The 26,624-nt window shown below is 69.0% G+C and carries 25 protein-coding genes and 2 pseudogenes; 14 read left to right on the forward strand and 13 right to left on the reverse strand.

The window, feature by feature from the left end:
- Positions 1-233 precede the first annotated feature (233 nt).
- Both OOK07_RS19265 and OOK07_RS19270 read left to right on the forward strand, forming a co-directional pair.
- Entirely contained in the window at positions 234-1,610 is a 1,377-nt protein-coding gene (locus OOK07_RS19265; protein ID WP_266797644.1) for a glycoside hydrolase family 43 protein, read from the forward strand.
- Between the two features lie 221 nt (positions 1,611-1,831).
- Positions 1,832-3,085: pseudogene (locus OOK07_RS19270) on the forward strand (AbfB domain-containing protein); the annotation flags it as partial.
- Here OOK07_RS19270 and OOK07_RS43710 read toward each other — a convergent pair.
- The 3 genes from OOK07_RS43710 to OOK07_RS19280 all read right to left on the reverse strand — a co-directional run bounded on the left by OOK07_RS43710 (position 3,069) and on the right by OOK07_RS19280 (position 4,941).
- Positions 3,069-3,722: a RusA family crossover junction endodeoxyribonuclease gene (locus OOK07_RS43710; protein WP_406311990.1), complete on the reverse strand. Its 654-nt coding sequence runs from the start codon at positions 3,720-3,722 to the stop codon at positions 3,069-3,071. The pseudogene OOK07_RS19270 and the gene OOK07_RS43710 sit on opposite strands and share 17 nt — an antisense overlap.
- Before the next feature lie 91 nt (positions 3,723-3,813).
- Positions 3,814-4,047 (reverse strand): DUF397 domain-containing protein, encoded by a 234-nt coding sequence (locus tag OOK07_RS19275; RefSeq protein WP_266797645.1) that lies wholly within the window; start codon positions 4,045-4,047, stop codon positions 3,814-3,816.
- A 6-nt stretch (positions 4,048-4,053) separates the two neighbouring features.
- Complete coding sequence (locus tag OOK07_RS19280; RefSeq protein ID WP_266797647.1) at positions 4,054-4,941, reverse strand: helix-turn-helix domain-containing protein; 888 nt, start codon at positions 4,939-4,941, stop codon at positions 4,054-4,056.
- A gap of 198 nt (positions 4,942-5,139) precedes the next feature.
- On the opposite strand from OOK07_RS19280, the gene OOK07_RS19285 reads away from it, so the two are divergent.
- The gene (locus OOK07_RS19285) at positions 5,140-5,550 is read left to right on the forward strand and encodes an ATP-binding protein (protein ID WP_266797648.1); all 411 of its coding nucleotides are present in this window, start codon (positions 5,140-5,142) and stop codon (positions 5,548-5,550) included.
- A gap of 447 nt (positions 5,551-5,997) precedes the next feature.
- Entirely contained in the window at positions 5,998-6,198 is a 201-nt protein-coding gene (locus tag OOK07_RS19290; RefSeq protein WP_266681987.1) for a hypothetical protein, read from the forward strand.
- Between the two features lie 114 nt (positions 6,199-6,312).
- Here the strand turns inward: OOK07_RS19290 and OOK07_RS19295 are convergent, their stop codons facing one another.
- Together OOK07_RS19295 and cdgB are read right to left on the reverse strand one after the other, a co-directional pair.
- Positions 6,313-7,263, reverse strand: a complete 951-nt coding sequence (locus OOK07_RS19295; protein ID WP_266681989.1) for a carbohydrate-binding protein — start codon at positions 7,261-7,263, stop codon at positions 6,313-6,315.
- A 129-nt stretch (positions 7,264-7,392) separates the two neighbouring features.
- A complete protein-coding gene (gene cdgB / locus OOK07_RS19300; RefSeq protein ID WP_266681991.1) occupies positions 7,393-9,054 on the reverse strand; it encodes a diguanylate cyclase CdgB in 1,662 nt (553 codons plus the stop codon).
- A 361-nt stretch (positions 9,055-9,415) separates the two neighbouring features.
- Here cdgB and OOK07_RS19305 point away from each other — a divergent pair, with 361 nt between their 5' ends.
- Positions 9,416-10,000: a flavin reductase family protein gene (locus OOK07_RS19305; protein WP_266797650.1), complete on the forward strand. Its 585-nt coding sequence runs from the start codon at positions 9,416-9,418 to the stop codon at positions 9,998-10,000.
- A 49-nt stretch (positions 10,001-10,049) separates the two neighbouring features.
- Positions 10,050-10,520 (forward strand): GNAT family N-acetyltransferase, encoded by a 471-nt coding sequence (locus tag OOK07_RS19310; RefSeq protein WP_266797651.1) that lies wholly within the window; start codon positions 10,050-10,052, stop codon positions 10,518-10,520.
- Here OOK07_RS19310 and OOK07_RS19315 read toward each other — a convergent pair.
- Both OOK07_RS19315 and arfB read right to left on the reverse strand, forming a co-directional pair.
- Positions 10,517-11,428 carry a sigma-70 family RNA polymerase sigma factor gene (locus OOK07_RS19315; RefSeq protein ID WP_266797653.1) on the reverse strand — a complete coding sequence of 304 codons (912 nt, stop codon included), beginning with the start codon at positions 11,426-11,428 and terminating at the stop codon, positions 10,517-10,519. The genes OOK07_RS19310 and OOK07_RS19315 overlap by 4 nt on opposite strands.
- Before the next feature lie 202 nt (positions 11,429-11,630).
- Positions 11,631-12,068, reverse strand: a complete 438-nt coding sequence (gene arfB, locus OOK07_RS19320) for an alternative ribosome rescue aminoacyl-tRNA hydrolase ArfB (RefSeq protein ID WP_266516764.1) — start codon at positions 12,066-12,068, stop codon at positions 11,631-11,633.
- A gap of 168 nt (positions 12,069-12,236) precedes the next feature.
- Here arfB and OOK07_RS19325 point away from each other — a divergent pair, with 168 nt between their 5' ends.
- Both OOK07_RS19325 and OOK07_RS19330 read left to right on the forward strand, forming a co-directional pair.
- On the forward strand, positions 12,237-12,812 hold the full coding sequence (locus OOK07_RS19325) for a TerD family protein (protein ID WP_266516766.1): 576 nt from the start codon (positions 12,237-12,239) through the stop codon (positions 12,810-12,812).
- Between the two features lie 181 nt (positions 12,813-12,993).
- On the forward strand, positions 12,994-13,521 hold the full coding sequence (locus tag OOK07_RS19330; RefSeq protein WP_266797655.1) for a GNAT family N-acetyltransferase: 528 nt from the start codon (positions 12,994-12,996) through the stop codon (positions 13,519-13,521).
- Between the two features lie 116 nt (positions 13,522-13,637).
- Here OOK07_RS19330 and OOK07_RS19335 read toward each other — a convergent pair whose 3' ends face one another.
- A complete protein-coding gene (locus OOK07_RS19335; protein WP_406313335.1) occupies positions 13,638-15,062 on the reverse strand; it encodes a M1 family metallopeptidase in 1,425 nt (474 codons plus the stop codon).
- A 7-nt stretch (positions 15,063-15,069) separates the two neighbouring features.
- Between OOK07_RS19335 and OOK07_RS19340 the strand changes: the two genes are divergently transcribed.
- On the forward strand, positions 15,070-15,570 hold the full coding sequence (locus OOK07_RS19340) for a hypothetical protein (protein ID WP_266797659.1): 501 nt from the start codon (positions 15,070-15,072) through the stop codon (positions 15,568-15,570).
- Positions 15,571-15,680: 110 nt separating this feature from the next.
- Here the strand turns inward: OOK07_RS19340 and OOK07_RS19345 are convergent, their stop codons facing one another.
- Positions 15,681-16,325: a pentapeptide repeat-containing protein gene (locus tag OOK07_RS19345; RefSeq protein WP_266683615.1), complete on the reverse strand. Its 645-nt coding sequence runs from the start codon at positions 16,323-16,325 to the stop codon at positions 15,681-15,683.
- 243 nt (positions 16,326-16,568) lie between these two features.
- Between OOK07_RS19345 and OOK07_RS19350 the strand changes: the two genes are divergently transcribed.
- From OOK07_RS19350 to OOK07_RS19360, 3 genes are all read left to right on the forward strand, one after another.
- A complete protein-coding gene (locus tag OOK07_RS19350; RefSeq protein WP_266797661.1) occupies positions 16,569-17,741 on the forward strand; it encodes an NAD(P)-binding protein in 1,173 nt (390 codons plus the stop codon).
- A gap of 96 nt (positions 17,742-17,837) precedes the next feature.
- Entirely contained in the window at positions 17,838-18,848 is a 1,011-nt protein-coding gene (locus OOK07_RS19355) for a zinc-binding dehydrogenase (protein WP_266797663.1), read from the forward strand.
- A 104-nt stretch (positions 18,849-18,952) separates the two neighbouring features.
- A complete protein-coding gene (locus tag OOK07_RS19360; RefSeq protein WP_406311997.1) occupies positions 18,953-20,446 on the forward strand; it encodes an MFS transporter in 1,494 nt (497 codons plus the stop codon).
- 110 nt (positions 20,447-20,556) lie between these two features.
- Here OOK07_RS19360 and OOK07_RS19365 read toward each other — a convergent pair whose 3' ends face one another.
- From OOK07_RS19365 to OOK07_RS19375, 3 genes and pseudogenes are all read right to left on the reverse strand, one after another.
- On the reverse strand, positions 20,557-23,808 hold the full coding sequence (locus OOK07_RS19365; RefSeq protein WP_266797666.1) for a Tat pathway signal protein: 3,252 nt from the start codon (positions 23,806-23,808) through the stop codon (positions 20,557-20,559).
- Positions 23,809-23,923: 115 nt separating this feature from the next.
- Positions 23,924-24,077 (reverse strand): annotated as a pseudogene (locus tag OOK07_RS19370) (FAD-dependent oxidoreductase); the annotation flags it as partial.
- Positions 24,078-24,117: 40 nt separating this feature from the next.
- Entirely contained in the window at positions 24,118-24,774 is a 657-nt protein-coding gene (locus OOK07_RS19375) for a rhomboid-like protein (RefSeq protein WP_266682011.1), read from the reverse strand.
- On the opposite strand from OOK07_RS19375, the gene OOK07_RS19380 reads away from it, so the two are divergent.
- Together OOK07_RS19380 and OOK07_RS19385 are read left to right on the forward strand one after the other, a co-directional pair.
- A complete protein-coding gene (locus OOK07_RS19380) occupies positions 24,773-25,696 on the forward strand; it encodes an aminoglycoside phosphotransferase family protein (RefSeq protein ID WP_406311999.1) in 924 nt (307 codons plus the stop codon). The genes OOK07_RS19375 and OOK07_RS19380 overlap by 2 nt on opposite strands.
- 10 nt (positions 25,697-25,706) lie before the next feature.
- Entirely contained in the window at positions 25,707-26,189 is a 483-nt protein-coding gene (locus OOK07_RS19385; protein WP_266797669.1) for a GNAT family N-acetyltransferase, read from the forward strand.
- A 148-nt stretch (positions 26,190-26,337) separates the two neighbouring features.
- Here OOK07_RS19385 and OOK07_RS19390 read toward each other — a convergent pair whose 3' ends face one another.
- Complete coding sequence (locus tag OOK07_RS19390) at positions 26,338-26,622, reverse strand: hypothetical protein (RefSeq protein WP_266682017.1); 285 nt, start codon at positions 26,620-26,622, stop codon at positions 26,338-26,340.
- Between the last annotated feature and the right edge of the window lie 2 nt (positions 26,623-26,624).

Below are 26,624 nucleotides of genomic sequence, written 5' to 3' on the forward strand. Positions count from 1 at the left end.
CCTGGAGCTGACGAGCGGCCCGCCCCGAGTCCGGTGCCGAAGACGGCCGAGTCCGCGCCGGGCCCGGCGGCGTCGACGCAACTCGCGCCGGCAATGCTGACAGAACCGTTGACGGGACGTATTCACTCTTTTAGCGTCTGACCGCTCAACCGAACGACGTTCGGAATATCGATCAGGGTGGGGTCTTGGGATGCGACCACTCACCCGGCTTTGTGCACCCCTGGAGGCATTGGATGAGCGCAACCCCCGTCCCGTCGCGCCGGCTGTTCCTCGGTATGGCCGCGGCCGTGCCGCTGTCCATGACCGGCGCGCTGACCATCGGAAGCCAGTCCGCGGGCGCCGCGACGGGCTCCCCGTTCGTCATGTGCTACTTCACCGAGTCACGCGCAGGCCTTGGTACGAACTACGGCCTGCACCTTGCGGTCAGCACCGACGCGCTGCAGTGGATGCCGCTCAATCAGAACAACCCCGTCGCGACCCCGACCGGCGGTGAGGGTGGTCTGCGCGACCCCTTCATCCTGACCAAGCAGGACGGCACGTTCGTCGTCATGGCGACCGATCTGAAGGGCACCGACTGGACCAGGAAGAGCCCGTACATCCATGTCTGGGACTCCGCCGACCTGCGCTCCTTCGACAACTACCGCCTGCTGAAGCTGCACGACATGCCCACCCACACGTGGGCGCCCGAAGCTTTCTGGGACGCCTCCCGCGGCCAGTACGGCATCATCTACTCGGCCGTCAACAGCAGCGGGCACAACGTGATCATGGTGAACTACACCACGGATTTCCTTACGGTGACGTCGCCGCAGGCATTCTTCGACCCGGGCTACGACGTGATCGACGGCTCTCTCGCCATGGGCGTGAACGGCGTCAACTACCTGTATTTCAAGGGTCACAACAGCCTCACGGGTGCGAAGTCCACCTCCCTCGCTCCCGGCAGCTTCACCCAGTTCACCTCGGGCCTGGCGCCCCAAGGAGGCATCGAGGCCCCGATCCTCGCCCAGGCGAACGGCACCTGGTACCTGTGGGGCGACGCCAACGCGGTGTTCTACGCCTGGCAGACCAGTGACCTTTCCACCGGCACCTGGACCGCCACCGACCGGCGCGCCTACACCCAGCCGCTGAACTCCAAACACGCCGGCATCCAGCCGATCTCCCAGTCGGTCTACGACAACCTGGTCGCCAAGTGGGGAAAGCCCGCCTGGAACCGGCTGAAGTCCTACAACTTCCCGGACAGATACTGGCGGCAGGCGGACTCCATCGGCCGCATCGACCAGTACCCGTTCGACCCGTACACCGACTCGCAATGGAAGCTGGTGCCGGGACTGGCCGACTCCTCCGGCGTCTCCTTCCAGTCCGTCAGCGACCCGACCCGCTACCTGCGGCACTCCTTCTACCAGCTGCGACTGGACGTCAACGACGGCACCACGACGTTCGCCCAGGACGCCACCTTCCACAAGACCGCCGGACTCGCCGACCCGTCCTGGTCGTCGTTCCGCTCGCACAACCACCCGGACCGCTACATCCGGCACTACGACTACGTGCTGCGCATCGACCCGATCTCCACCGCCACCGGCAGGGCTGACGCCACCTTCTCCGTCTGGTACTGAGGCACACCACCGGGGCCGCGTACAGAGAAGGACGCCGGATCCGCCCTGCACATGTGAGGTGTGGGTGGTGCTGCCCAGGTAACGGTGGGGCAGCAACCAGTCGGAACTCAACCGGTCAGTTCCATTGACGAGGTAGGGGCTGAAACTTATCTTTCGCCCGCAGCTCGAAATTCGCGGTTTCGCACAGTGTCCGAAATATCGCACTTGGCTGTCAAAGGAGACAGCGGGCCGCCGCCGCCGACCCGGGCTACCTGATGTGGCACTTCACCGCCGATTCCGCGACCGGGCAGAGGTTGTACCTCTCGCACAGCACGGACGGCCTGCACTGGAACGACCTCAACGGCTCAGGCACCGTCCTGCGCTCCACGGTCGGAACGAAAGGCGTGCGCGACCCCGCACTCGTGAAATCCCCCGACGGCAGCAAGTACTGGATCGTCGCGACCGACCTGTGCATCAACTGCGGATCGACGTACACCAACGGCAGCCCCAGCCTCGTGGTGTGGGAGTCCACGGACCTGGTCACCTGGTCGCAGCCACGGCTGCTCAACGTCGCCGGCGCGATCCCCGGCGGACAGAACGCGTGGGCGCCGGAGGCGATCTGGAACCCCGAGACCAACGACTACGTCCTGTGCTGGGCGACGAACGCCACGGTGAACGGCGTCTTCAAGTACCGCATCTACTCCGCCCGCACCACGGACTTCCGCACCATCACCACCCCACAGGTCTACATCGACCCGCCCGGCGCCACGCCGGTCGTCGACACCCAGATAACCGAGCTGCCCGCCGGCACCGGCCCCTACCGCTACGTGCGGGTCTCCGGCGACGGCCAGAACACGGTCGAGGGCACCAACTCCCTCCTCGGGACGTGGACCAACGTCGGCAACCTCTCCAGCATCGGCCTCACCGGCAACGTGGTCGAAGGACCGGTCTGGATGAAGTTCCAGGACCGCAAGGAGTGGGCCCTCTACATTGACTACAACAACCCGCAAGGCGTACGCGAATACCCGCCGATCCTGACGACCGACCCGTTCAACGTCAGCTCCTACCGGCTTCAGGATGCGTCAAGCTACGACATGGGCGGCACCACGAAGCGCCACGGCGCGATCATGACCCTCACTGCCGCCGAGGAGAGCCGCGTACTCGCACGCTGGCCCAACACCCCGGTCCAGCGGCTGCAGTCGTACAACTTCCAGGACCGCTACGTCCGCCAGACCAACTTCGACGTACGCATCGACCCGAACGTCAGCCCCGCCGACGACGCCCAGTTCCGGATGAGGCCCGGCCTCGCGGGCACCGGCACCGTCTCCTTCGAGTCGGTGGCCAACCCCGGGTACTTCCTGCGGCACGCCAACTACGACTTCCAGCTGGTCCGCAACGACGGCTCCGCCCAGTTCGCCGCCGACGCCACCTTCAACAAGGTCGCCGGACTCGCCGATTCCACCTGGTCGTCCTTCCAGGTCAGAAATCTTCGTGATGAAACACCTCGAACTTCCCTAGTCGCGCACGCGGAAACGGCCGCGTCGACGGAAGAGCCATCTGCGCGACGCTCTCGGAGATCCCTTCACCGAGCATTTTTTGGTACGCCGCGAGATTCGCGCGATACGCTTGCACTAGAACCACCTGAACCGGCCTTTCGGCCTGCGGCAAGATGTAGCAGCGGTCTGCGCTGAACTCCACAAAAGAAAGCCCCTCGCGAGACACGTAGTCGTCGCCCATCAGGGCCGTGAATTCTAGCTCAAATCCTGTTTGCGGCCCTGGGGTCACCCAAGAGACGCGGATCGATTGAATCTGATTGTCATCGATCATGATGCCGTCGGCCCCCGTAACAGCATCAAGAATCGGCTTCAGGATATTGTCGAGGTCGGCCACTAGATGGGTCTGGTAGCGGCGGGACTCCTCAATGAACCACACCAGGTTCAGTTCGACATCGTGAGTAAATACACCCCTTGTGCCCCTCTGAACAGCTGAAGCGAGGGCATCCTTGAAAAGACGCTTTCGGTGCGGATCAGCCTGGAGCGAAATAGGATCCACCGTGCTACGAATATCGACCCGCCCGTGATCGCGAAACTCCTGCACATCGAAGTTCGCCTCGGTCACCACTGATCTGGACATGAACGGCAGCTTCTCAGCACCGGGCGACCACCACAAGCGCCGAGGACAGCGGGCAGCGGAAGGCCAACCCAAGCTGACATCCGGGCGACGATTAGCCCTCCGCGAGATGGTCAAATTCGCCGGCCTTGACCCCCTCGATCATGGCGGCTATCTCCGAGCGGGTGTAGAGGAGGGCCGGGCCGTTGGGTGCCTTGCTGTGGCGGATGGCGATGCCGTTTTCGTAAGAGGCGAACTCGACACAGTCGCCGTCACCTCCGGAGGCAGATGACTTCTGCCATGTGACGGCCAGTGCGGAGGCGTCCGGGATTATGTGCTGCGACGACATGCCTACTTATCCTTTACGGTAATTGTTGAGATGGCGCTCGACGAGTTCCAGTGATTCAGCCTTCCTGAGGGAGGCCGACATCATGAGGCGGTTGAACAGTCTGCTGTACGCCTGAACTTCCGCGGCTTCTTCCAGGAACCTGTTACCGGTCAGACCTTCAAGGTAGACGACGTCAGGCTCCCATTGTTCAGGAAATGAGAGAACGACGAACGGCCCGAACAGTGCTGCGTGAGCATCCGAGGCTTCCGGCAGTACGTGAATGTTGACTGTTCCGGGATATTCCTTTACCAGGACGAGCAGGTACTCTAGCTGCTCGGCCATCACATCAGGCCCGCCAATGGCGTGCCGAAATACAGATTCAGAGATGACGCCCCAGAAAACCAAGGGGTTTGATCGATTCAAGACCTGTTGCCGCTTGTCGCGAATGGCGAGTCGTTCGCGCCTCTCGTCTCCCGAGATACCGGGCAAGTGTAGGTCGAGCACTGCCGCAGCATATGCATGCGTCTGCAACAGCCCGGGAACCAGGGTGGTTTGAACGTTATATGTGTCTGACGCGTCCGATTCATAGCCGATGTAGTCGGCATACATGGGGCTGATGACTGACCGGATGTCCGTTTCCCAGCCGCGGACATTGCCTCGCCTGCGGAGATCCAGCATGTACGAGCGAAGGTCCGGGTCTTCGATGGCGTAGCGATCGAGCAGCAGGCCCAGGTCCGGCTCAGAGATGCCGATCCGGCCTGATTCGATGCGACTCAGCTTGGCTTCCGACCAGTTGAGCGAGCGCGCCATGCTGTCTTGGCTGCCATGCGCACCGTCCTCTCGCACCTTGCGAAGGATGTGCCCCAACCTCACCTGCCGTGCAGTCGGCTGCAGGATCCGGCGCGTCGCCACCATGTGCCCCTCTCTTGACCTGGGCAGCCGTAGCAGAGTGCAGGACGCACGTCTGCCCCCATTACCTGGCAAGCACTCAAACGAGTGGGATCAGATTGCAGGGTTGCATGCCACGGCCAGCGAGTTGCAGGATTGCAACCTGATCGCTTGCAGTCCGACGTCCACTGTCCGTTCTGCCGCACCCCATGGGGGTCGTTTGCTATGCCCGAACCGATCACACGCCGTCAGTATCCCACCACGCCCCGGTCCGTAGCCCGTGCCCGTATGGACAGCCTCGCCTTCCTTCATGCCTGCAGTGTCGACCGTGAGGCCGGATTCTCAAGTGATCTGACTCTCGTCGTAAGCGAGTTAATGACGAACGCCGTAACTCACGGGTGCGTACCGGGCACTTCAGGCCGGCAGATCGCGATGTCCATCGAAAAGGCGGGCAACGTCTACCGCATCGAAGTGCGGGACACCCAGAGCGACGGGATGCCTGTGCTGGGCGAGCCCGATGCCCTGGGAGGCGAGGGAAGAGGGCTCATCCTTGTCGACTTCCTGTCCGACAAGTGGGGCGTACGACCAGAGCGCGTTGGCAAGACCGTGTGGGCCGAGAAGGAATTCGCCAAGTGAGCGAAGTGCCCCGCAAACGGCATCGCGGGCCGTCGCGGGGCGGAGTGTCAACAGCCAACCAAGGAGCTATCAACATGGGTGGCCCTATCGCCTGGGCGGTCGGCGTCCTGGGCGCTTTACGGAGAAGGCGGTCCCCGTCACGTACGCGAGGCGGGCCCGCAGCAGCGGCCAACAGCACGGTACTTGCGCCGAGTTCCGCCCCGGCGGCGCCGCGGCGCCTCGACCCGCACGCCGCCCGCTGGGTCCGCTGGGCGAGGCAGGCCGAGCGGTTGAGGTGGAGTGGGCGAGGGCTGCCTCTGCTGCCGGAGGAGCCGTGTTGGGACGGCCTGAGCACCGCCGGGCCCAAGCATGGACATCGAGCCGAACCGCCCGACCGGGGTCGGTGGGAGTCGGTAGAGCACCCCGTGCGGGCATACGTGCTCACCGCCCTGAGCGAGGGGGCGGTCCATGGTTGACCACGACGTTCCGGTACTGCACCTCGCGGACGAACAGGAGTGGCTCGCCTGGGCCACCCACGTGAGGAAGTGCACCGCAGGGTGTCGCATCGGTCTGGGTGAGGAGTGCGCGGAGGCGATGACGCTGCGCGAGGCCGTGTATGCAGCACGGGCCCGCGCTGAGAAGTCGAAGGCGCTGATGACCTACGTATGACAAGGGGCGCCGGGCCGGGCAACGCCCGTACTGGGCGCCCTTCTGGCAGCGTACGAACCTCGTCGTCAGAGCTTCTCGGTCACGTCGTCGACGCACCATGCAGAGCTCGTTGGCTCAGCCGGCCGTCAGCCACAACTGATCCAGATTCACGTTGCACTGGTTTCCTGCGTTGCAGGCGACCTGGATCGTGTTCGTGCCCTCGTTCAGGCTCACGATGGCCCAGGTGGACTTCCAGCCCTTCTCCCAGTCGCCTTCGGGTGTGCCACCGCCGAAGTTCTTCATGTTCAGCGGCCGCGAGTCGGCCTTGTTGTTGACCACCAGCGTGGCGTTGGCATCCACACCCGGGATGTCGTAGCCCACGTACAGCCGGTAGCTTCCGGCCTTCTCGACGTTGTCGACCGTCCACGTGACCGTCGCTCCGACGTGGTTGAAGCCCGTCACGTAGACGCCGCCCTTGGCTTTCGAGCCCTTGATGTCTGACGACGTCGTCACACCGGGCCCGAGCTGCAGTGCGTTCGCATCCGTCTTCGGCAGATCCGCCGCCGCGCTGCTGCTCGCCGACTGGCTCGGCTTGGAGCTCTGCGAGGTGGACGGTGTCGACGCGGCGCCGCCGCCCGCCTTGTCGTCCTTGGAGTTGCCGTTCATCATCGCCACGCCGATGCCGATCACGACCGCGGCGACCACCGCGACCGCGCCGATCAGCAGGCCCTTGGTGTTGGGGCCGCGTCGGCCGCCGCCACCGCCGGGCATCTGCTGCTGGGTGGTGGGTGCACCGCCGGGAAACGTCTCCGGCGCCGAATAGTGGGCGTTCGGCCTGCCGTACGCGCCCTGCTGCTGCGGGGCCTGCTGCTGCGGGACCTGGCCGTAGGGAGTCGTCTGCTGGGCCTGGGCCGGCTGGCCGTACTGCCGCTCGCCGACCGCGCGCACCCTGTTGACCGAGCCCGGGTAGCCGTAGCCGCCGCCACCGGACGGCGGCTGGGCTCCGTTGGCCTGCCCGTCGGCGTAGAGGTAACCGAACGGGTCGTCGTCCTCGGGCGTACTGGCGCCGTTGTTGCCGGACGTCATCCCTTGTACTCCTCAGCGGTGCGGGTCGGTGCGATACGTGGGGTCAGAATGGCGAGCCTACCCGCTCCCGATGGCCCAAACAGGTGACTCGGATCGCATCGGCACCCGCCCGGCTCGCTGACCTGGAGATCAACCCGCGCGTCTGTGCTGTTTGGGACGAGATCGTTTCTCTACGTACATCCGCTCGTCGGCGGACTTCAACACTTCGTCCGCGGTCATGCCGCAGTGCGCCCACCCGATACCGAAGCTGGCGCCCACGCGCATGGCGCGGCCGTCGACCCGGATGGGCTGGATGATCTCGTTGCGCAGGCGTACGGCCAGGTCCTGGGCGTCGGCCTTGCCGAGCCCGTCGGCCAGCACCACGAACTCGTCACCGCCGAGCCGCGCCACCGTGTCACCGTCGCGCACCTGCCGCGACAGCCGCCGGGCGACCTCGATGAGAACCGCGTCACCCGCGTTGTGCCCGAACCGGTCGTTGATCGACTTGAAGCCGTCGAGGTCGCAGAAGAGGACCGCGAGCCCCTTGGCGCCGTCGTCGTGCTCGCCCTCGGGCGCGATGGTGTGCACATGGTGGTCGTAACCGTCGTACACCTCGACGTCGCCACCGCCCGGCCGGAAGTCGAAGCCGTGGCCGTGGGCGTCGAAGGCCGGGTGGCCGTAGGCCGCGTCCAGGGACTCCAGGGCACCGGGGTGGCCGGTGCGCTGGCAGAGGCGGGAGGAGAGGCGCGAGCGCAGCTCGGCGGAGTTCGGCAGGCCGGTGAGCGAGTCGTGGGAGGCGCGATGGGCGAGCTGCAGCTCGCGGCGCTTGCGGTCCTCGATCTCCTCGACGTGGGTCAGGAGGAAACGGGGCCCGTCGGCGGCGTCCGCGACGACGGAGTTGCGCAGGGAGACCCAGACATACGTACCGTCACGGCGCCCGAGCCTGAGCTCCGCCCGTCCCCCTTCGGCGGACGTCCGCAGCAGGGTGCCGATGTCCTCGGGGTGGACGAGGTCCGAGAACGCGTAGCGGCGCATCGCGGAGGCGGGGCGGCCCAGCAGCCGGCACAGGGCGTCGTTCGTCCGCAGGATCCGGCCGTGCTGGTCGCCTCCCATCTCGGCGATGGCCATGCCGGAGGGGGCGTACTCGAAGGCCTGCCGGAAGCTTTCCTCACTGGCGCGCAGGGCCTGTTGCTCTCTTTCGAGCCTGACCAGTGCGCGCTGCATGTTGGCCCGTAGACGTGCGTTACTGATCGCGATCGCGGCCTGGAACGCGTACATCTGGAGCGCTTCGCGACCCCATGCGCCCGGCCGCCGGCCGTTGCGCGGCCGGTCCACGGACAGGACGCCGATCAGTTCACCGCAGGAGCCGCCCGGCGCGGCGGGCGTGTACATGGGGGCGAAGAGCCGGTCGGAGGGGTGCCACTCGTCCTCGAAGCGGGGCGCGGGTCCGTCGGTGTACCACTGCGGGACGTCGTCGTCGTCGAGGATCCAGCCCTCGGTGTGCGGTATGAAGACCAGGTCGCCCCAGTGTTCGCCCATGCTCAGCCGGCGGTCCCAGGAGTCGCGCGAGCCGGCCCGGCCGGTGATGAGCGCCTCGGCGGCCGCGTTCCCGGAGAAGGCGGCGACCACGAGGTCGCCGTCGGGGCGGACGAGGTTGACGCACGCCAGCTCATAGCCGAGGCCCTTGACCACGCCGTCCGCGACGGTCTGCAGCGTGTCCGCCAGGCTGCGGGCCGTGTTCATGTCAGCCATGACCTGGTGCAGTTGCCGCAGGGTTGCTAGACGGACGTAGGGCTCTGACTCGGTCTCCATGCTCGCCCTCCCCCCGAGTACCTCGCAGCGAATCAAGGGTTCTCATCGGCGTATCGTTCTGGCAGCTTCCCAGCCACTGAATCACAGCGCGCTGCCCACTCGGTACACAGGGTCAACAATTAGTGGCCCTTGTGACTCAAGTCACAGCTAAAGATGAACAATTGAGTGGTGTTTCTGCGTTCTCCCTGTGCGTTTACTGAACGCAAAGTTTGTGGGTTTGTGGAGATGCCGAACGAGGCTACGTCGGGATACCGGGAAGGACCGGGAAAGATGCGTCGGCGAACTCCGCCGGTGGTCCTAGGTCCGGTCTCCGCCCCGGGCCCGATGCGGTCCGTGCGGGGCGGACACTAGCGTCTCCGGAGTGCCGAACACTCCTGCTGCCACGTTCCCGATCACTGCTCCGCGCGCCTCCGGGCATGCTGAGGGGGTGAGCAACGACGAGTTCCGCGCCGCGATGTCCCGGCTGGCCGCGGGCGTGGTCCTGGTGACCGCACAGGAGCCCGCCCTCGACCCGGACGACCCGTCCGCGCCGGACGGCGAGGACGTCGGCATGACGGCCACCTCCTTCATGTCGGTCTCCCTGGACCCGCCGTTGGTCCTGGTCAGCCTGCGCGAGGGCTCCCGCATGGACGACCTGCTCGACGAGCAGCCCCGGTGGGCCGTCTCGTTCCTCTCCGAGAGCCAGCGCCACATCGCCGGCCGGTTCGCCATGAAGGGCCGCATCAGCGACCGGCTGCTGTTCGAGGACATCCCGTACGCCCGTGGCGAGGTGTCCGGCGCGCCTTTGGTGGGCGGCGCCCTGGCCACCCTGGAATGCGAGACGGAACAGCGGGTGCGGGCCGGGGACCACACGCTGGTGATCGGGCGGGTGCTGACGGCTGAGGTGCCCAGCGCGGACGGCGGTCCGCTGGCGTATTTCCGGGGCCGGTACCGGCAGTTGGGCTGACCTGGTAATTCCGTGGCACGCGCGCGTGCCGAGTCTCTAGGGTGCGCGCATGACGACGACGCCGGCACCCCGACTCGAAGAGATCACGCCCCGGAACTTCGACGCCGCGACCGGAATCCGGGTCCGGCCGGAGCAGGAGTTCGCCGTCGCCCCGGTGATGAAGTCCCTCGCGCAGGCATACGTGCATCCCGCCGGGGTCGCCTGGCCGCGTCTGATCGTCGACGGCGGCCGCCCGGTCGGCTTCCTGATGGCCTTCTTCGACATCGACTGGAAACTGGACGGCACCCTGCACCGCTCCGGTCTGTGGCGGCTGAACATCGCCGCCGGTGAACAGGGCCGCGGATACGGCCGCTTCGCCGTCGAGTCCGTGGCGGCCGAGATCCGCCGCCGGGGCGGCAGGCAGCTCTACGTCACCTGGCACCCCGAGCCGCACGGCCCCCAGGAGTTCTACCGGAAGCTCGGCTTCCGAGACACCGGAGAGCTGAGCGAGGGCGAGACGGTCGGAGTGCTGGACCTCTAGGCCAGGCTCACATCGAGTCGCGCCACCCCCTCGGGGTCCGTCACGATCTCGATGACGGCGATCCGCTCCCGGACGAACCTGAAGCTCAGCGCGCGGTCCAGGCGCCCCTCCAGGAACACCGCGAGACCCGTGGCACCGCCCACCAGCGCGGGCCGCGCAACATACGCGAAGTGCGCGAAGCTCGACGCGCCCTTCGCCACGGCCTGCGCGCCCGTGGTCACGCCGACATCGGTGCGCGCGACGACGTCCGGGTCGAGCAGCGCGACCAGCGCCTCGAAGTCGCCCTCTCGCGCCGCCGACAGGAACGCGTCCACGACCTCACGCTGCCGCACCAGGTCCGCGTCCGGGGCGTCGGCGCCCTGCACCCGGCGGCGCGCCCGGCTGGCCAGCTGCCGCGCCGCCACCGGAGTGCGCCCCACGATGTCCCCGACCTCCCCGTACGACACCGTGAACAGGTCGTGCAGCACGAACGCCAGCCGCTCCGCGGGCGACAGTATTTCGAGTACGACCAGCAGGGCGGCGCCCACGGAGTCCGCGAGCAGCGCGTCCTGCTCGGGATCGGGGCCGGCGGCGTCCGGCACGCGCGCGCTGACACCCGACGGTTCCAGCGGCTCCTCCGCGCGCGACTTGCGGGAGCGCAGCATGTCCAGGCAGACCCGGCCGACCACCGTCGTCAGCCAGCCCCCGAGGTTGTCCACCTGCCGGGTGTCGGAACGGCTGAGCCGGAACCAGGCCTCCTGCACCGCGTCGTCGGCCTCGGCGGACGAGCCGAGCATGCGGTAGGCGACGGCCCGCAGATGACTTCTGTGTGATTCGAATCGCCGGGCGAGAAATTCGTTATCCGTCGTCTCAGCCGCCTCAGACGCTTTCCGCGGGCGCTCCCCGGCCGGAATTCCGTTCTCGTTCATCGCCACAGCTCCTCGCCCGCCGGCCCCTTGTCGATGACTTGACGGACGGGCCGCCGAGGATGTGACAAAGGACGTTCTACGACTGACGCTCCACGCACACGTTCTGCGACTGACGTTCTACGACACGCGTTCTACGACAGGCCTTCCATGGCACACGTTCTACGACAGCGCAGCCGGCGTCCGTTTTCCGACGCGTCCGGTCTCAGCCCCAGTCCCGGCCCTGCCGCCCCCGCTTCGTGTCCGAGCGCTGCTTCTTCTCCCGCAGCCGTCGCTCGTTGATCCCCCGGGGAATCCGGGTCGGCCTGCGCGGCTTGGGCGGCGGTGCGGTGGCCTCGGCGAGGAGGGCGGCGAGCCGCACCGCGGCGGTCTCGCGGTTGCGCCACTGGGAGCGGTGCTCGGAGGAACGGACGGTGACGACGCCGTCGACGAGCCGGCCGGCCAGCCGCTCCAGCGCGCGTCGCTTCCACACCTCGGGCAGCGCCTCCGTCTTCGCCAGGTCGAAGCGCAGCTCCACCTGCGAGTCACTGGTGTTGACGTGCTGTCCACCGGGCCCCGACGACCGCGAGAAACGCCACAGGAGCTCGGCCTCGGGGAGGGAGACGGAGCCGCGGATGGGATAGGGACCGGACATGCCGTCCATGGTCGCTCGGCTGTCCGGTCCACGTCATCCGAATATCTCAGGTAAAGAAAGTAAAGAGACATGGGCGGACGGGGAACCTCTGGTAGCACTCTTGGCGTTCATACAGGTACCGGTAGCTTCGTCTCCAGTACGAAGCCCGTACGCAACGAGGGAAGGGACTCCCAAACCATGGCTGTAAGCCTGTCCAAGGGTGGCAACGTCTCGCTCACCAAGGAGGCTCCGGGCCTGACCGCCGTCACCGTGGGCCTCGGCTGGGACGTCCGCACCACCACCGGCACGGACTTCGACCTCGACGCCTCCGCGATCGCGGTCAACACTCAGGGCAAGGTCTTTTCGGACGGTCACTTCGTCTTCTTCAACAACAAGCAGACCCCGGACAACACGATCGTCCACACCGGTGACAACCGCACCGGCGAGGGCGAGGGCGACGACGAGGCGATCCAGGTCAACCTCGCCGGCCTCCCGGCCGACATCGACAAGATCGTCTTCCCGGTCTCGATCTACGACGCCGAGAACCGCTCGCAGAACTTCGGCCAGGTCCGCAACGCCTACATCCGCATCCTCAACCAGGCCGGCGGCGCCGAGATCGCGCGCTACGACCTCTCCGAGGACGCGGCGACGGAGACGGCCATGGTCTTCGGCGAGCTGTACCGCAACGGCGCGGAGTGGAAGTTCCGCGCCGTCGGCCAGGGCTATGCCTCGGGCCTGGTGGGCATCGCCCAGGACTTCGGTGTGAACGTCTGACGCAGTCCGCGTGTATGTGTGACGCGTGACCGCCCGAAGGCGGGCCACGCGGTGCGGAGCCCCCGGTCGTTCGGCCGGGGGCTCCGGCGTTCCCAGGTGGCAGGCGTGTAGGGGCGACAGCCGTGTCCGGGCAACAGCCGTGTAGGGGCGACGGCCGTGTCCGGGCGATAGGTTGCCCGACGTGATCCTCACCCCCCTCCCCCTCACCCCCGACCACGACATCCCGGCCCCGCTCCTCACCGAACTCACCGCGCTCTACGCCTCCAACCGCGAGTTCCAGGCCCTCAGCGGTGACTTCCCCGACCCGGACGACATCCGCCCGGAGCAGGTGGCGGCCGCGCTGGCCGACGAGCTGGCGAATCCGGACGTCGAGGTGCTCCTCGCGCGCGCCGCCGGCCGGCTGGTGGGGGTCGCGATCACGCTCGCCGGCCACCCCGATCCGGCCGACCCGGACCCGTGGATCGGGCTGCTGATGGTGGACGCGGGCGAGCACGGGCGAGGTCATGGACGCCGGCTGGCCACGCTGGTCGAGGACAGGTTCCGCCTGGCCGGCCGGGACGCCGTACGTCTCGCCGTACTCGACGACAATGCACAGGGGCTCGCCTTCTGGACGGCGCTCGGCTACCGGGTGATCGGCCGCCGTACGGACCTCCAACTGGGGCGTCCGTGCGCGGTGTTGCGCAAGGAGCTGCCCACCCCGGCCGCCTGAGCCGCCCCGCGAAGGCGCAGTATGCCGGCGTGGAGTGGACGACCTTGGCCGGGACGGCGCTCGGTGCGCTCATCGGCGTGGGCTCGACGCCGCTCGCCGACCGGGTGCGGTCCGCGTCACCGGTGCTTCGGCTTGCCGTCCCCGTACAGCCAGTCCTTCCAGATCTCGTCGAAGTCCTTGCCCGGCGCCTTCTTCTCGACGTACGCCGTGAAGTCGTCGGTGTCGGCGTTCCGGTGGCGGTAGGCGGCGGCCCAGCCCTGGATGATGTCGTAGAAGGTGTCGTCGCCGACGGTCTGCCGGATCTTGTGGAGGACCATCGCGCCGCGCTGGTAGACGGGATCGTCGGAGATGTGCGCGGCGTTGCTCGGCTTCGCCGGCGGGAAGGCCCACAGGTCCTCGTGGTCGTCCTCGCCGTGGTCGTACAGCGCGTCGAACGTCTGCTGGGCGGTGTGGCCGCCGTGGTCCTCGTCCCACAGCCACTCCGCGTAGGTCCCGAAGGCCTCGTTGAGCCACATGTCCCGCCAGGTCTTCGGTGTGACGGAGTCGCCGTACCACTGGTGGGAGAGTTCGTGGACGAGGGTGCCGGTGTCGGGGGCGCCGGGGAAGACGGGCCGGGTCTGGGTCTCCAGGGCGTACTCGGCGTCATGTCCGCGGTCGACGATCGCGCCGGTGGAGGAGAAGGGGTACGGCCCGAAGTTGTACTCCTCCCACTCGATGATCTCGGGGATCTTCGCGAGCACCTTCCGGCTCGCCTTCGCCTGGGCCGGGTCGACGGCGACGTACACGGGCAGGCGGTCCTTGCCGATGGTGGACCGGCTGATGTCGTAGTGGCCGATGGCGACGGTGGCGACGTAACTCGCCATGGGCTCGGCCGAGTGCCAGGTGAAGGTCGTACGGTTCTTGCCGTTCGTCTCTCCCGTCAACTCCCCGTTGGAGACGGCCTGCAAGCCCTTCGGCACGGTGACGGCGATGTCGTACGACGCCTTGTCGGAGGGGTGGTCGTTGCCGGGGAACCACGCCATGGAGCCGGTGGGTTCGCCGAGCGCCAGCGCGCCGTCGTCGGTGCGCAGCCAGCCCTCGTGGGAGCCGTCGGGGTCGGTGATCGTCTGCGGGGTGCCGGAGTAGCGGACGGTGACGCTGAAGGTCTCGTCGTCGTCCAGGTCGCCGCGCGGGCGGACGGTTAGTTCCTGCCCGGCCCGGTTCCAGCGGGCACGTCTGCCCTCGACGGTGACCTCGTCGACGTCCAGTCCCTTGAGGTCGAGGTCGAACGCGGAGAGATCCTGGGTGGCGCGGGCGGTGATGGTGGCGGTACCGGTGAGGCGGTGTCCGCCGGCGGGGTCGTAGGCGAGCTTCAGGTCGTAGTGGCTGACGTCGTATCCGCCGTTGCCCGCCTTCGGAAAGTACGGGTCGTGCACCCCGGAGCCCCCCGGGGTGCCGTGCACACCCCCGTCGCACGCGGTCAGGGCGAGGGCGAGTATGACGGCCGGGACAACGGGCGCGGATCGGGACACGCCAGTGATCCTAAGGCGGCGTGACACCATCTCGTACGTGCTCGACATCGGCTACGCCCTCTCCAACCGCTTCCCGGACCCGCCGCAGACGGACTACCGCCGCGCGGACGTCCACGCCCTGCGCCACGACCTGTTCTGCGGTGACGTCTATCTCGCCGACACCAAGGCGGACCGGGAACTGTCCACAGCCTGGGGATGGGTGCCGGTGCTCGACTTCGCCTGGGCGCTGTGCGACATCGTGGAACGGCTGGACCGGGATCCGGCGGGGTCCCGCGCGGCTCGCCCCCAGCACGCGGAGTTCGACTTCACCGAGTCGACCGACCGGATGCTGTTCGAGCGCCGCTTCGGCTGGGTGGACGTCGAGGCGGACTGGATGCCGGCGGAGGAGCCGCCGCTCAGTTTCTCCCACGCCGATCTGCGCCGCGAGGCACGGGACTTTCTGCACGACCTGCTCGCCGACCTGGTCGATCTGCACGACGACCTCGGGGAGAACCCGGCGATCTGGACGCTGCAGGCCCGCTTTCCGCGGGTCCCGTGAGCATCCAGTCCCTTGAACTTCAGTAACCGTCTGCTGGGGGCCGCCGCCCCCGGACCCCCTTTCGGCCTGATCGGCCTCGTCCTCGAACGCCGGACGGGCCGGAGACCGCATCACTCCACCCGGATCCCCATCTCCACCGCCAACACCGGTGCCAGGTCCATCAGTTGGGCCATACTGACAACCGCCCCCGCCAGCCGTTCCACACCTCTCGCGATGCCCAGCTCCGCCGCCCCTCTCAGGTCCACGTCCTTCAGGACCGCGCCCGTGAGGTCCGCCTCCTTCAGGACGCAGTCCACGAACTCCACGCGCTCCAGTACGGCGCCTCCGAAGTCCGGCTCGACCAGCACGATGTTCTCGAAGACGACGTCCTTGAGCCGGGCCGCGCGCAGGTTCAGATAGTCGATCTTGCCGCCGCGGATCACCACGCGTTCCAGGACGGCACCGTGCAGCTGCGCCCCGCCGAGACGGGCGTCGACCACCTCGACATCGCGCAGGGTGCACTCGGCCAGATCCGTGCCGACCCCTCGCGCCCCCGTCAGCACCGAGTCGAGGATCCGGGCATGGTGCAGCCGCGTCTCGTCCAGCGCGCACCCCGTCAGCGCGCAGTCCATGAACCGGGCGCCGCCGCCGTCCTGCCCGGCGAAATCCGCGTCCCGGAACTCCAGCCCGTCGTAGTCCCCGTCCGGCTCCAACTCCCCGCCCCCGAACGGCTCCAGCGCAGGCAGCCGCACCTCCGGCCGCCGGGCCCCCTTCACCGCCGTCCGCCCGGACCCGCCCACTCGACCGGAACCGTCCCTCCCGCTCGAACCGCTCGCCGCATCCACTCCACCCACCGCTCTCCTCGCCACGCCCCCATCGTGCACCCCACCTCTGACAATCCCCCTGACCAGCCAGAACGCAGACCCATGTCACATTCCGGGGCCGCAGCGACGTCGTATGAACACAGCGACACAGCGCAAGAACACAAAGGCGACTCCAACCCTAGGGAGACCCCACCCATGCACCGCATCACCGTCATCGGCGGCGGTTTCGCCGGACTGACCGCGGCCGTCACCGCTGCCGAGGCGGGCGCCAGAGTGACCGTGTTCGAAGCCCATCACACGCTCGGCGGGCGAGCCCGGACCGCCGATGGCCCGTACCGGACGAACGACGGACCGCATGCCCTCTACAGCGGCGGCCCGCACTGGACCTGGCTGAAGCAGCGCAACCTGATCGGGCCGCTCGCCCCCGTCCCGCCCCTGGAGGCGGCCCGGCTGCGGCTGCGCCACCACGGCGTACTGCGCCGCACCCCACCCTTCGCGATGCTGAAGCTGCTGCGCCACGGGCTCCAGCAGGCGCCCGTCGACGCCGACTTCATGAGCTGGGCCACCGGCGTCGCGGGCGAGGAGGCCGCCCGGGCCGCCGCCCACTACTCGGCCGTCGCGCTCTTCCACCACGACCCCGGCGCCCTGTCCGCCGCGTTCGTGCAGGAGCGGCTGCGCCGTGCCACCAAGCTTCCGCCCGAGGCGCACTACCCGCGCGGCGGCTGGGCCACCGTCATCGACCGCATGGCCGCCCGGGCGTGGAATCTCGGAGTACGGATGGAGACCCTGTCCCGCGTCGACGCCCTCGACGCCCTTCCGGCGACCGGCGGCCCCGTCATCGTCGCCACCTCCCTCGACGCCGCCCGGCGACTCCTGCGCGACGACACCCTGACCTGGACCGGCAGCCGTACGGCTCTCGTCGATCTCGCGGTACGGACCCGCCGCGGAGATGCCTTCGCCGTGTCCGACCTCGACTCCCCCGGCTGGCTGGAGCGGTTCACCGCACAGGACCGCACCCTCGCCCCGGCCGGCGAGCAGCTCATCCAGGGCCAGATCCCGATCGCCCCGCACGAGTCGAAGGCCGACGGCATCGCGCGCGCCGAGGAGCTCCTCGACCTCGCCTTCGAGGGCTGGCGCGGGCGCGTCACCTGGCGGCGCGAGGCCCTCGCGAACGGCCGTACCGGCGCCGTCGACCTGCCCGGCACCAGCTGGCGCGACCGCCCGGCCATCGACCGTGGCGACGGCGTCTACCTCGCCGGCGACCAGGTCGCGGCCCCCGGCGTCCTGTCGGAGGTCTCCTTCAACAGCGCCCTCGCCGCGGTGTCGCTGGCGCTCGGCCGCCGGACCCTTGACCTCAAGCAAGCTTGAGGTTGAAGAGTGGTTCCACGCACAGAGGCGGGATCCGCACAGAGATGTACTCGGCACGAAGGGGTGGGGCTCCGCACCAACAGTTGGGGGATCACGATGCACGCCATCCGTCTGCACGCCTTCGGTCCGGCCGAGAACCTCCGCTACGAGGAGGTGGCCGACCCCACGCCGGGCCCGGGCCAGGTCCGTATCGCCGTGGAAGCGGCCGGGGTTCACCTGCTCGACACCGCTCTCCGCGAGGGCGAGCGGGGCCCGCTGCCCGAGCCGACCCGGCTGCCCACCATCCCGGGCCGTGAGGTCGCCGGTGTCGTGGAGTCGCTGGGCGAGGGCGTCGCCGCGCTGTGGCTCGGCAAGAGTGTGGTCGCCCACCTCGGCCTCGCCCAGGGCGTCCCCCCGGGCTCTTCAAGCAGTGGGGGAGGATATGCGGAACTCGCCGTCACCGATGTCGACCGGGTGCACGAGATACCGGAGAACCTGGACGGGGCCGCGGCCGTCGCCATGATCGGGACCGGGCGTACGGCGATGGGAATCGTGCAGTTCGCCGAGCCGGGCCCGGACGACGTGGTCGTGATCCCGGCGGCCGCGGGTGGCATCGGCACCCTGCTCGTGCAGTACGCGAAGAACGCCGGCTCCGTCGTCGTCGGACTTGCCGGCGGCCCGGAGAAGGTCGCGCGGGTGCAGGCGGGCGGCGCCGACGTCGCCGTCGACTACAACGACCCGGGCTGGCCGGACAAGGTCCGCGCCCATCTGGGCGGCCGCCCGGCCACCCTCGTCTTCGACGGCGTGGGCGGCGAGGTCGCCCGCGAGACCGTCGCCCTGCTCGGCCCCGGCGGCAGGCACCTCGTCTTCGGCTGGTCGGCCGAGGGCATCCGTGGCGGCCGGCCCTACCTCGTCGACGGCGTCTCCGAGCGGGTCCTGGGGCCCGTGATGATGCAGAAGACCGGCGGCCCCAATCCCCTGCGCACCCTCGAACTGCGCGCCCTCGCCGAGGCCGCCGCGGGTCGGCTGACCCCCGCGGTGCAGCGCTTCCCGCTCGCCGAGGCGGCGGCCGCGCACCGGGCACTGGAAACCCGTGGAACGACCGGAAAGGTGGTATTGGAGCCATGACCAGGCACCCGACCAGGCAAACGACCAGGCACATGACCGGTCGCAAGGCATCCGCATCCGCGTCCGCGGATGCGACACTCCCCGATCCGTGGTCTTCTGGCCAGGTGCGCGTCACCCCGACAGGTGAACCCCAGGACGCCGATCCCCGCCGCTGGTGGGGCTTGGTGATCATCGCGCTCGCGCAGCTCATGGTCGTGCTCGACGCGACCATCGTGAACATCGCGCTCCCCTCCGCGCAGCGCGACCTCGGGATGTCCGACGGCAACCGGCAATGGGTGATCACCGCCTACACGCTGGCCTTCGGCGGCCTCCTTCTGCTCGGCGGCCGCATCGCCGACCTGGTGGGCCGCAAGCGGACGTTCATCATCGGGCTCATCGGCTTCGCCGCCGCCTCCGCGCTCGGCGGCGCCGCCAACGGCTCCGCCATGCTCTTCGGCGCCCGCGCGCTGCAGGGCGCCTTCGCCGCCGTCCTGGCCCCGTCGGCCCTGTCGCTGCTCACCACGACCTTCACCGACCCGAAGGAGCGCGGAAAGGCGTTCGGCATCTACGGCGCCCTCGCGGGCAGCGGCTCGGCGATCGGTTTCATCGTCGGCGGTCTGCTCACCGAGTACCTGAACTGGCGCTGGTGCCTCTACGTCAACATCCCCATAGCGATCGTCGCCGTCTTCGGCGCCTTCGCCCTGCTGCACGACCGCCCCGGCCACGCGGGCGCCCGCCTCGACGTACCGGGTGCGGTGCTGGGCTGCGGCGGCCTGGTCGCGATCGTGTACGGCTTCAGCGAGGCCGAGCCGCGCGGCTGGACCGACCCGCTGGTGCTGGGGTTGCTGGCGGCAGGCGTCGTGCTCCTGGTGGCCTTCGTGTGGTGGCAGTCGCGGGCGCGGACGCCCCTGCTCCCCCTCCACATCGTCAAGGACCGCAACCGCGCCGGCTGCTTCCTGACCATGGGGCTCGCCATCATCGGCATGTTCGGGCTGTTCCTGTTCATGACCTACTACCTGCAGGTCATCCTCGGCTACTCGCCCCTGAAGACCGGCCTGGCCTTCCTGCCCCTCACCGCAGCGATCATCATCGGCTCCACCCAGATATCCGCCCGGCTGATGAACCGCGTCCCGCCGCGCCTGCTGATGGTCCCCGGCATGATCCTCGCGGCGAGCGGCATGGTGATCCTCACGCAGATGACGGTCGACTCGCCCTACGCCACCGAGATCCTGCCCGCCCTGCTCCTGATGGGTCTCGGCATGGGCCTGACCTTCATGCCGGTCTTCGCCACCGCGACGGCGGGCGTCGCACCCCAGGACTCGGGTGTGACCTCGGCGACCGTCAACACCGCACAGCAGGTGGGCGGTTCGATCGGTACGGCCCTGCTGAACACCATCGCCACCACCAGCAGCGCGACCTACATCGCCGCCCATCTCCACCATCCCGCACAGCAGGCCCTGATCGCCAAGGAGGGCGTCGTCCACGGCTACACGGTCGCCATCTGGTGGGCCGCCGGCATCATGCTCCTGGCCGGCCTGATCGCGGGGTTGATGGTGACGGCGAAGGCCCCCAGGCACGGCGCTCCGGCAGAGGCGCCCGTACCGGAGCCGGTGGCGTAGGACCGGAGCCGGTGGCACAAGACCGGGGAGGGGCCCCACGGACCGCGGACCCCTCCCCTCAGCTCACCCGGCCACCCGGCCACCCGGCCACCCGGCCACCTGCCAACCAATCACCCGGCGACCGCACTGCTCGCCTTGCTCACCGCCGATCCGTCCTGGTGACCGGTGCGGTGCGCGACCACCTTCACGGTGATCCTCTTGCCCTTCTGCGCCGGCTTCAGCACCAGCGAGGACTTGGTCGCCCCGCTGATCGCCTTCCCGTTCGCGTACCACTGGTACGCGTACGAGGTCGCCGTCGGACTCCAGGTCCCGGCCGTCGACTTGAGCGTCCTGCCGACCTTCACCGTCCCGCTGATCACCGGCACCTTGGTCGCTCTGGGCGCGTCCCCCTTGGCGACGGTCACCCCCGCTGAGGTCGCCGTCCCGCTCAGCCAGCCGCTCTTGACCGCGGTGACCGTCACGCCGAGCTTCTTGCCGAGCTGCGCCGCCGGAATCGTGTAGGTCGACGCCGTGGCCCCGCTGATCGCCTTCCCGTCGGCCTTCCACTGGTAGGTGTACGACGACGGGGCCGCCGACCAGCTCCCGGCTGCCGCAGAGACCTTGGCGCCCACCTTGGCCGTGCCCGTCGCCTTGGGGGCGGCCGTGTTCGTCAGCTGGGCCTGGGTCACGGTGAAGGTGCCGCGCTGGTACTCGGCGTTGTGCGCGATCACGCTGACGTTCCAGGTGCCGGCCGCCGCGCCCGTGAGGTCGACCGTGGCCGTCAGCGTCCTGTTGTCGGTGGAGACCGAGTCCGTCGTGGCGGTCAGCGTCCTGCCGCTCAGGCTCAGGCGGACCGTGTCGTCCGGGCCGAGCGCGGTACCGGTCACCGTCAGCCGCACCTTGCTGCCGCTCACCCCGGTGTCCGGGCTGGCCCCGGTGACGCTCACTTTGTCCGTGCCGCACAGCGGGGACGTACAGCTCAACTTGGCGCTGTAGGACGTTCTGGACGCCTTTTCGGGAAGGCCGAGCAGGAACACGCTCTGCGCGGCCCCGCTGGACGAGCCACCCGCCGCGCACTGGTAGCCGGTCGGTATGTACAGCGTGCAACCGTTGTTCCAGGCGCTGTTGTAGAGGACCGGCACGGCGGTGGTGGCGGCGCCGGTCGTGTCGGTGATCGCGGTGTCGAAGCGGTCGAACCCGGCGGTGGGCAGGACGGCACACACGGCGGTGTGCGACTCGTCGAGCGTGCCGGTGATCGGCCCGTACCCGTAAGCCACCGACGGCACCCTGGTGCACTCCGGCGCGGGACCGTCGGCGGTCGCGACGCGCAGGGCGTCCAGGTGGTACTCGGGCGCCGCCTTGAGGGTGGCCGGTGTCTGCACCAGAACCTGGTGGGTGGTGGAACCGGTGGCCGCGCAGGAGCGGTTGCGGAAGGAGCACTCGGGCTTGCCGTCACCGCCCATGACCGCGATGTTGGCCGTGCCCAGCGCGTCCCGCACATCGAGGTGTACGACATCGGTGGCCGCGTCGGTGGTGACCTGGTGGCAGTTCAGCGTGCCCGGGGCACCGTAGCCACCCTTGACGGACGGTCCGCCGACCTTCACCGCGGTGGTCCTCATGCAGCCCGCCGAGTCGGCGGTCGCGGTGACGTCACGCCTGGCCAGCGTATACGTGGCGGCCTTGTCCTGGCCGGTGACCAGCACGGTGTGGGCCTTGCCGGGGGTCAGTGCGCACACCGTCCAGCCGTCGGTGGTGGCGTTACGGTCGCAGACCTTCCTGCCGGTGGAGTCCAGCACCGAGAACTTCGCGGGAACGCCGCCGGATGTGGCGAGGAGCTGGAAGACCTCCGCGCCCGTATGCGCGTCCGCGGGGATGCTCAGGCAGTGCGAGAAGACGCCGTCACCCGTGGCAAGCGTGGCCTCGGCGCCGTCGGCGGTGAAGCTCCCGGCGGGCAGCACGGGGCAGTCGTTCGCGGCGTCGGTGCGGTGGAAGGCGACGGAGTAGGCGCCGGTCGCGTCGTCCCCGTTGTCCTCGGTGTGCACCAGCGCCCGGTAGGGGGCCGGACCCGTGAGCGCGCAGTCGCCGTTCGACAGCGCCGTGGCGTCGCACTGCGCCGTGCCGTCCCGGTCGAGGACCTCCACGTCGGCGTCCACCCCGGACGAGACCAGCGGGGTGAGCGCGGCGATCCGGGCGCCCTGCGGGGCGGAGAGCGAGAGGCAGTCGTACTGCCCCACAGCGCTCAACTCGCCCTTGTACAGCCCTGTTCCGACAGCGGCACACCCGGAGTCTGAGGCCCGGTCGAACACGACCAGCCCCTCACGGAAGTCCTGGAAGGGATACGAGCCGTCGAGGACCGCCGTGTACGTGCCCGCCTTCGCCATCCGGCAGGGATCGTCGCCGGACCGGCACACCGTCAGACCGTTCGCGTCGTACACCTGCACCGGCCCGGCGGACCGCTGCTCGCTCACGTGGTGCACGGTGTACGGGCCCGCCCTGCCGACGGTGAACGTGTAGCAGGGGTTCATGGTCAGGTCCTGCTGCGCCGGCACACCGTAGGGCCGGACGGGCGCGGCGGTGCAGCCCTGCGGATCGTTCAGCCGGCGCACCTTCACGCCGTACTCCGCGGGGAACCCCTTCTCCGTGTACGAGACCCGGGAGATCACCCGGAAGGGCCCGTCACCGGGCAGCACACAGCTGTCCTCGCCGTCCTCCGGGAAGTGCGGGCAGACGCGGGCGCCGGTCGCGTCGGTGATCCAGGCGAGGGAGTTGCCGTACACCTTCGAGCCGTAGGTGAGCCGGATCCGCTCGCCCCGCTTCGCATCGAACGGCAGGCAGTCGACCTGCACGGGGCCCACGGCCGTGCGACTGCCGTCCGGCTGGTCCCAGTTGGTGCCGGCCGGGTCGGCGCAGCCCTTCGTGCCACCGAGCGGGACGACGGTGACCGCGGTCTCCGCGTCCGCCCAGCCGTCGTTGACGACCTTGACCGTGTACGTGCCCGCCGAGGGCAGCGTGCACATGCCGTTCGTGGCGTACTCGTCCCCGTTGCAGTCCACCTGGCTGCCGTCGGCCGCCAGCACCTGCCGGTACGCTTCGTTGCTGCTGTCCTGCAACGGCACCAGGTACAGGCCCGGCGCCTCGGCGGTGACGGTGTAACAGGCACTCGCGCCGGGAGCGACCGTCGCCCTGCCCACGGCGTCGCCCGGATCGCCGAACGGAGCGACGGCGAGCGTCGCGCACTCCCCCTCGGCGGCAACGGACGCGTCAGCGGCAGCGGCGGAACCGGCCCCGCTCAGGCCCAGCAGCGAAGAAAGCAGCGAAACGGCAGCGAAGAAAGCGGCCGCGCGCCGCCGTCTCGCACGCGGACAGGAATCGGCGTCCGACATGGGATCCCCCCGGGTCATAGGTCGTTGAGGCGATAGTGGCACACAGGTCCGACACAGCACTCATGAGATTCCGGAGGCTGTGGACAACCCGCCGCTGCCGCCTCCGGCACCGCCCTCAGTGCCGCCCGGCCACCCGGTCGCGCCATCCGCGCCAGCCGCGACGACTCCGCGCCGTGGCTGCTCCGCTCCCGCCGGTCGGCCGCCCGGTAGGTGAGGTACAGCCCCTGCACCCCGAGCCATCGGAAGGGCTCCGGCTCCCGCTTGCGCACCATCACGACACTGCTCGCCGAGCTGCTCACGGCCGGAGAGCTAACCCCTCAGGGCGGCGACCGTCTCCTTCGGATTCCATGCTTTCCCACGCCCTCTGACCAGCGGATAGCACGCGAGCCCGATCAGCACGGAGAGGAGGTGCCCGAAGTCGGTAAAGGTCGGCGAGGACACGAAGGGAACCCCGTACACGGCCAGCACGCCCGCCAGATACAGATACCGCCAGGGTGCCGAGATCCGGTACGTCAGCACCGCCACCACGCCGGCGAGCGCGTAACTCACCCCGATGTCGAGGGAGTTGACCGCCGAATGCGGCACCAACCCGTCCCGGACCGCCTTCAGCAGCGCCCCCTCGCTGATCAGCGTCGCCAGCACATGCGCAGCCACACACACCATCAGCCAGCGCAGCGTCCCCAGCCAGCGCTCGGCCTGCGCATGGAACACCGTGTAGAGGAAGACGTACGGGAACCAGTCGCCGCCGTCGATCCACATCGCACTCTGCACCAGCACCCGCTTCGGGTCGTTCGACAGCTCGTGGATGTTGGTGGACCGCTGCCGCAGGAACTCCTGCTCGAACTCCGGTGACATGTGGTGCAGCGCGACGGTGGTCACGAACAGGATGGCCAGCCAGACATACGTGCCGGGGGCGCTGCGGACGTAGGCCCACACCTTCTCTCCGAGCCCCCGGTCAATTCGCATGAAGCGATTCACGCACGCCAGTATCGTCGGTCGGGTGATCGACATCCCGAGCGAACTGGCGGCGGCACAGGAGGAGTACAACGGCGAGGCGGGTCGGGCCTTCATCGCCGGCCTGCCCGACCTGGCCCGGGAGTTCCTCGACCGCTGGGAGCTACGACTGGACGGGCGCCCCATGCACGGAGTCACCGCCCTCGTCCTGCCCGTCGTCCGCGCGGACGGGATCCCGGCCGTGCTCAAGCTGCAACTGCTGGACGAGGAGAGCGAGGGCGAGCCCGTCGCCCTGCGCCTGTGGGACGGCGACGGCGCGGTCCGCCTCCTCGACCACGACGAGACGACCCACACCATGCTCCTGGAACGCCTCGACCACACCCGCATGCTCTCCGCGCTCCCCGGCTCCCGCGAGGCCGTGCTGGTCATCGCGCACCTGCTCGCCCACCTCACCGCCACGCCCGCCCCGAAGGGCATGCGCCGCCTCGGTGACATCGCCCAGGCCATGCTGGAACGCACCCCGTGGGCGCTGGAGCGCATCCCGGACCCCGAGACCCGCCGCCTGGTCGCGGACGGCGCGGCCGCCGTACGGGAGGTCGTGGACGAACCCGGCGACCGCCTCCTGCACTGGGACCTGCACGACGAGAACGTCCTCGCGTCCGACCGCGCCCCCTGGCTCGCCATCGACCCCAAACCCCTGGCCGGCGACCCGGGCTTCGAGCTCTGGCCGGCGCTCGACAACAACTTCGACGCCGACGAGATCCGCTGGCGCTTCGACGCCATGACCGACGTGCTCGGCCTGGAACGCGCCCGCGCGCGTGCCTGGACCCTGGGCCGCCTCCTGCAGAACGCCCTCTGGGACGTGAAGGACGGCCGCCCGCCGGAGCCCCGCCAACTGGAAATCGCACGCCACCTGCGCGATTACGCGAGTTAGCCTCGCCCCTATGATCCGCACCGCGACCCCGGCCGACATCCGCGTCATCCACGCCCTGATCCGCGAACTGGCGGACTACGAGAAGGTCCCGCACGAGGCGAAGGCCACCGAGGCCCAGCTCCACGAGGCCCTCTTCGGTGAGCACCCCGCCGCCTACGCCCACATCGCAGCCGACGACACCACCGGCGACCCGGTCGGCTTCGCGCTCTGGTTCCTGAACTTCTCCACCTGGCGCGGCGTCCACGGCATCTACCTCGAAGACCTCTACGTCCGCCCCAATGCCCGAGGCGCCGGCCACGGCAAGGCCCTCCTCACTGAACTGGCCCGCATCTGCGTGGAGCGTGGCTACGAACGCCTCGAATGGGCTGTCCTGAACTGGAACACCCCGACCATCGCCTTCTACGACTCCCTCGGCGCCCGCCCGCAGAACGAGTGGACGGTGTACCGGCTGACGGACGGCCCGCTCACCGAGCTTGCCGGACAGGGCAGCTGACTTCCCGGCAGTCATCGGCCCCGACACCCGCGCCCGCGCCCGCGCGGCCATACGAAAGCCCAGGCCGGATTGCTCCTGGCCTGGGCTTTGAGCCACCCCTGCGGGCGGGCGGCGAAGGGTCTCGCGGAGAAGGGTGTGATGCGGCCGCTCAGAGGGCCTTGCTGTTGCAGCCCATGTCCGAACCGAGGTGGTGGTCCTGGGCGCCCGGGTTGCCTTCACCGTTCAGCGCGTTGCCCAGCGCGCCGTTGAGGGCGCCCACGCTGCCGAGAACGTCGATGTTCATGTCGTGCGAACGGCACTCGATGCCCTGCGAGATCTCGAAGCCGTCGTGAGCCCCCGGTTCGCCGTGCGCGAAGGCGGGCCCGGCGCCGAAGGATCCGATGCTGCCGAGGACGGCGGCGCCCACGATGGCGGCCTTCTGAAGCTTGCGCATTT

It is taken from the genome of Streptomyces sp. NBC_00078, assembly GCF_026343335.1.
In the GTDB taxonomy this organism is placed as follows: Bacteria; Actinomycetota; Actinomycetes; order Streptomycetales; family Streptomycetaceae; genus Streptomyces.

What these genes read in the sequence shown, in the direction of transcription:
- arfB (WP_266516764.1), bottom strand. Translation starts at nt 12,068, where the DNA reads ATGGACGGCATGTCCGGTCCCTATCCCATCCGCGGCTCCGTCTCCCTC.
- OOK07_RS19390 (WP_266682017.1), bottom strand. Translation starts at nt 26,622, where the DNA reads ATGCGCAAGCTTCAGAAGGCCGCCATCGTGGGCGCCGCCGTCCTCGGC.
- OOK07_RS43710 (WP_406311990.1), bottom strand. Translation starts at nt 3,722, where the DNA reads ATGTCCAGATCAGTGGTGACCGAGGCGAACTTCGATGTGCAGGAGTTT.
- OOK07_RS19315 (WP_266797653.1), bottom strand. Translation starts at nt 11,428, where the DNA reads ATGAACGAGAACGGAATTCCGGCCGGGGAGCGCCCGCGGAAAGCGTCT.
- OOK07_RS19325 (WP_266516766.1), top strand. Translation starts at nt 12,237, where the DNA reads ATGGCTGTAAGCCTGTCCAAGGGTGGCAACGTCTCGCTCACCAAGGAG.
- OOK07_RS19275 (WP_266797645.1), bottom strand. Translation starts at nt 4,047, where the DNA reads ATGTCGTCGCAGCACATAATCCCGGACGCCTCCGCACTGGCCGTCACA.
- OOK07_RS19295 (WP_266681989.1), bottom strand. Translation starts at nt 7,263, where the DNA reads ATGACGTCCGGCAACAACGGCGCCAGTACGCCCGAGGACGACGACCCG.
- OOK07_RS19350 (WP_266797661.1), top strand. Translation starts at nt 16,569, where the DNA reads ATGCACCGCATCACCGTCATCGGCGGCGGTTTCGCCGGACTGACCGCG.
- OOK07_RS19285 (WP_266797648.1), top strand. Translation starts at nt 5,140, where the DNA reads ATGCCCGAACCGATCACACGCCGTCAGTATCCCACCACGCCCCGGTCC.
- OOK07_RS19265 (WP_266797644.1), top strand. Translation starts at nt 234, where the DNA reads ATGAGCGCAACCCCCGTCCCGTCGCGCCGGCTGTTCCTCGGTATGGCC.
- cdgB (WP_266681991.1), bottom strand. Translation starts at nt 9,054, where the DNA reads ATGGAGACCGAGTCAGAGCCCTACGTCCGTCTAGCAACCCTGCGGCAA.
- OOK07_RS19365 (WP_266797666.1), bottom strand. Translation starts at nt 23,808, where the DNA reads ATGTCGGACGCCGATTCCTGTCCGCGTGCGAGACGGCGGCGCGCGGCC.
- OOK07_RS19355 (WP_266797663.1), top strand. Translation starts at nt 17,838, where the DNA reads ATGCACGCCATCCGTCTGCACGCCTTCGGTCCGGCCGAGAACCTCCGC.
- OOK07_RS19310 (WP_266797651.1), top strand. Translation starts at nt 10,050, where the DNA reads ATGACGACGACGCCGGCACCCCGACTCGAAGAGATCACGCCCCGGAAC.
- OOK07_RS19385 (WP_266797669.1), top strand. Translation starts at nt 25,707, where the DNA reads ATGATCCGCACCGCGACCCCGGCCGACATCCGCGTCATCCACGCCCTG.
- OOK07_RS19380 (WP_406311999.1), top strand. Translation starts at nt 24,773, where the DNA reads ATGAAGCGATTCACGCACGCCAGTATCGTCGGTCGGGTGATCGACATC.
- OOK07_RS19290 (WP_266681987.1), top strand. Translation starts at nt 5,998, where the DNA reads ATGGTTGACCACGACGTTCCGGTACTGCACCTCGCGGACGAACAGGAG.
- OOK07_RS19280 (WP_266797647.1), bottom strand. Translation starts at nt 4,941, where the DNA reads ATGGTGGCGACGCGCCGGATCCTGCAGCCGACTGCACGGCAGGTGAGG.
- OOK07_RS19375 (WP_266682011.1), bottom strand. Translation starts at nt 24,774, where the DNA reads ATGCGAATTGACCGGGGGCTCGGAGAGAAGGTGTGGGCCTACGTCCGC.
- OOK07_RS19335 (WP_406313335.1), bottom strand. Translation starts at nt 15,062, where the DNA reads ATGGTGTCACGCCGCCTTAGGATCACTGGCGTGTCCCGATCCGCGCCC.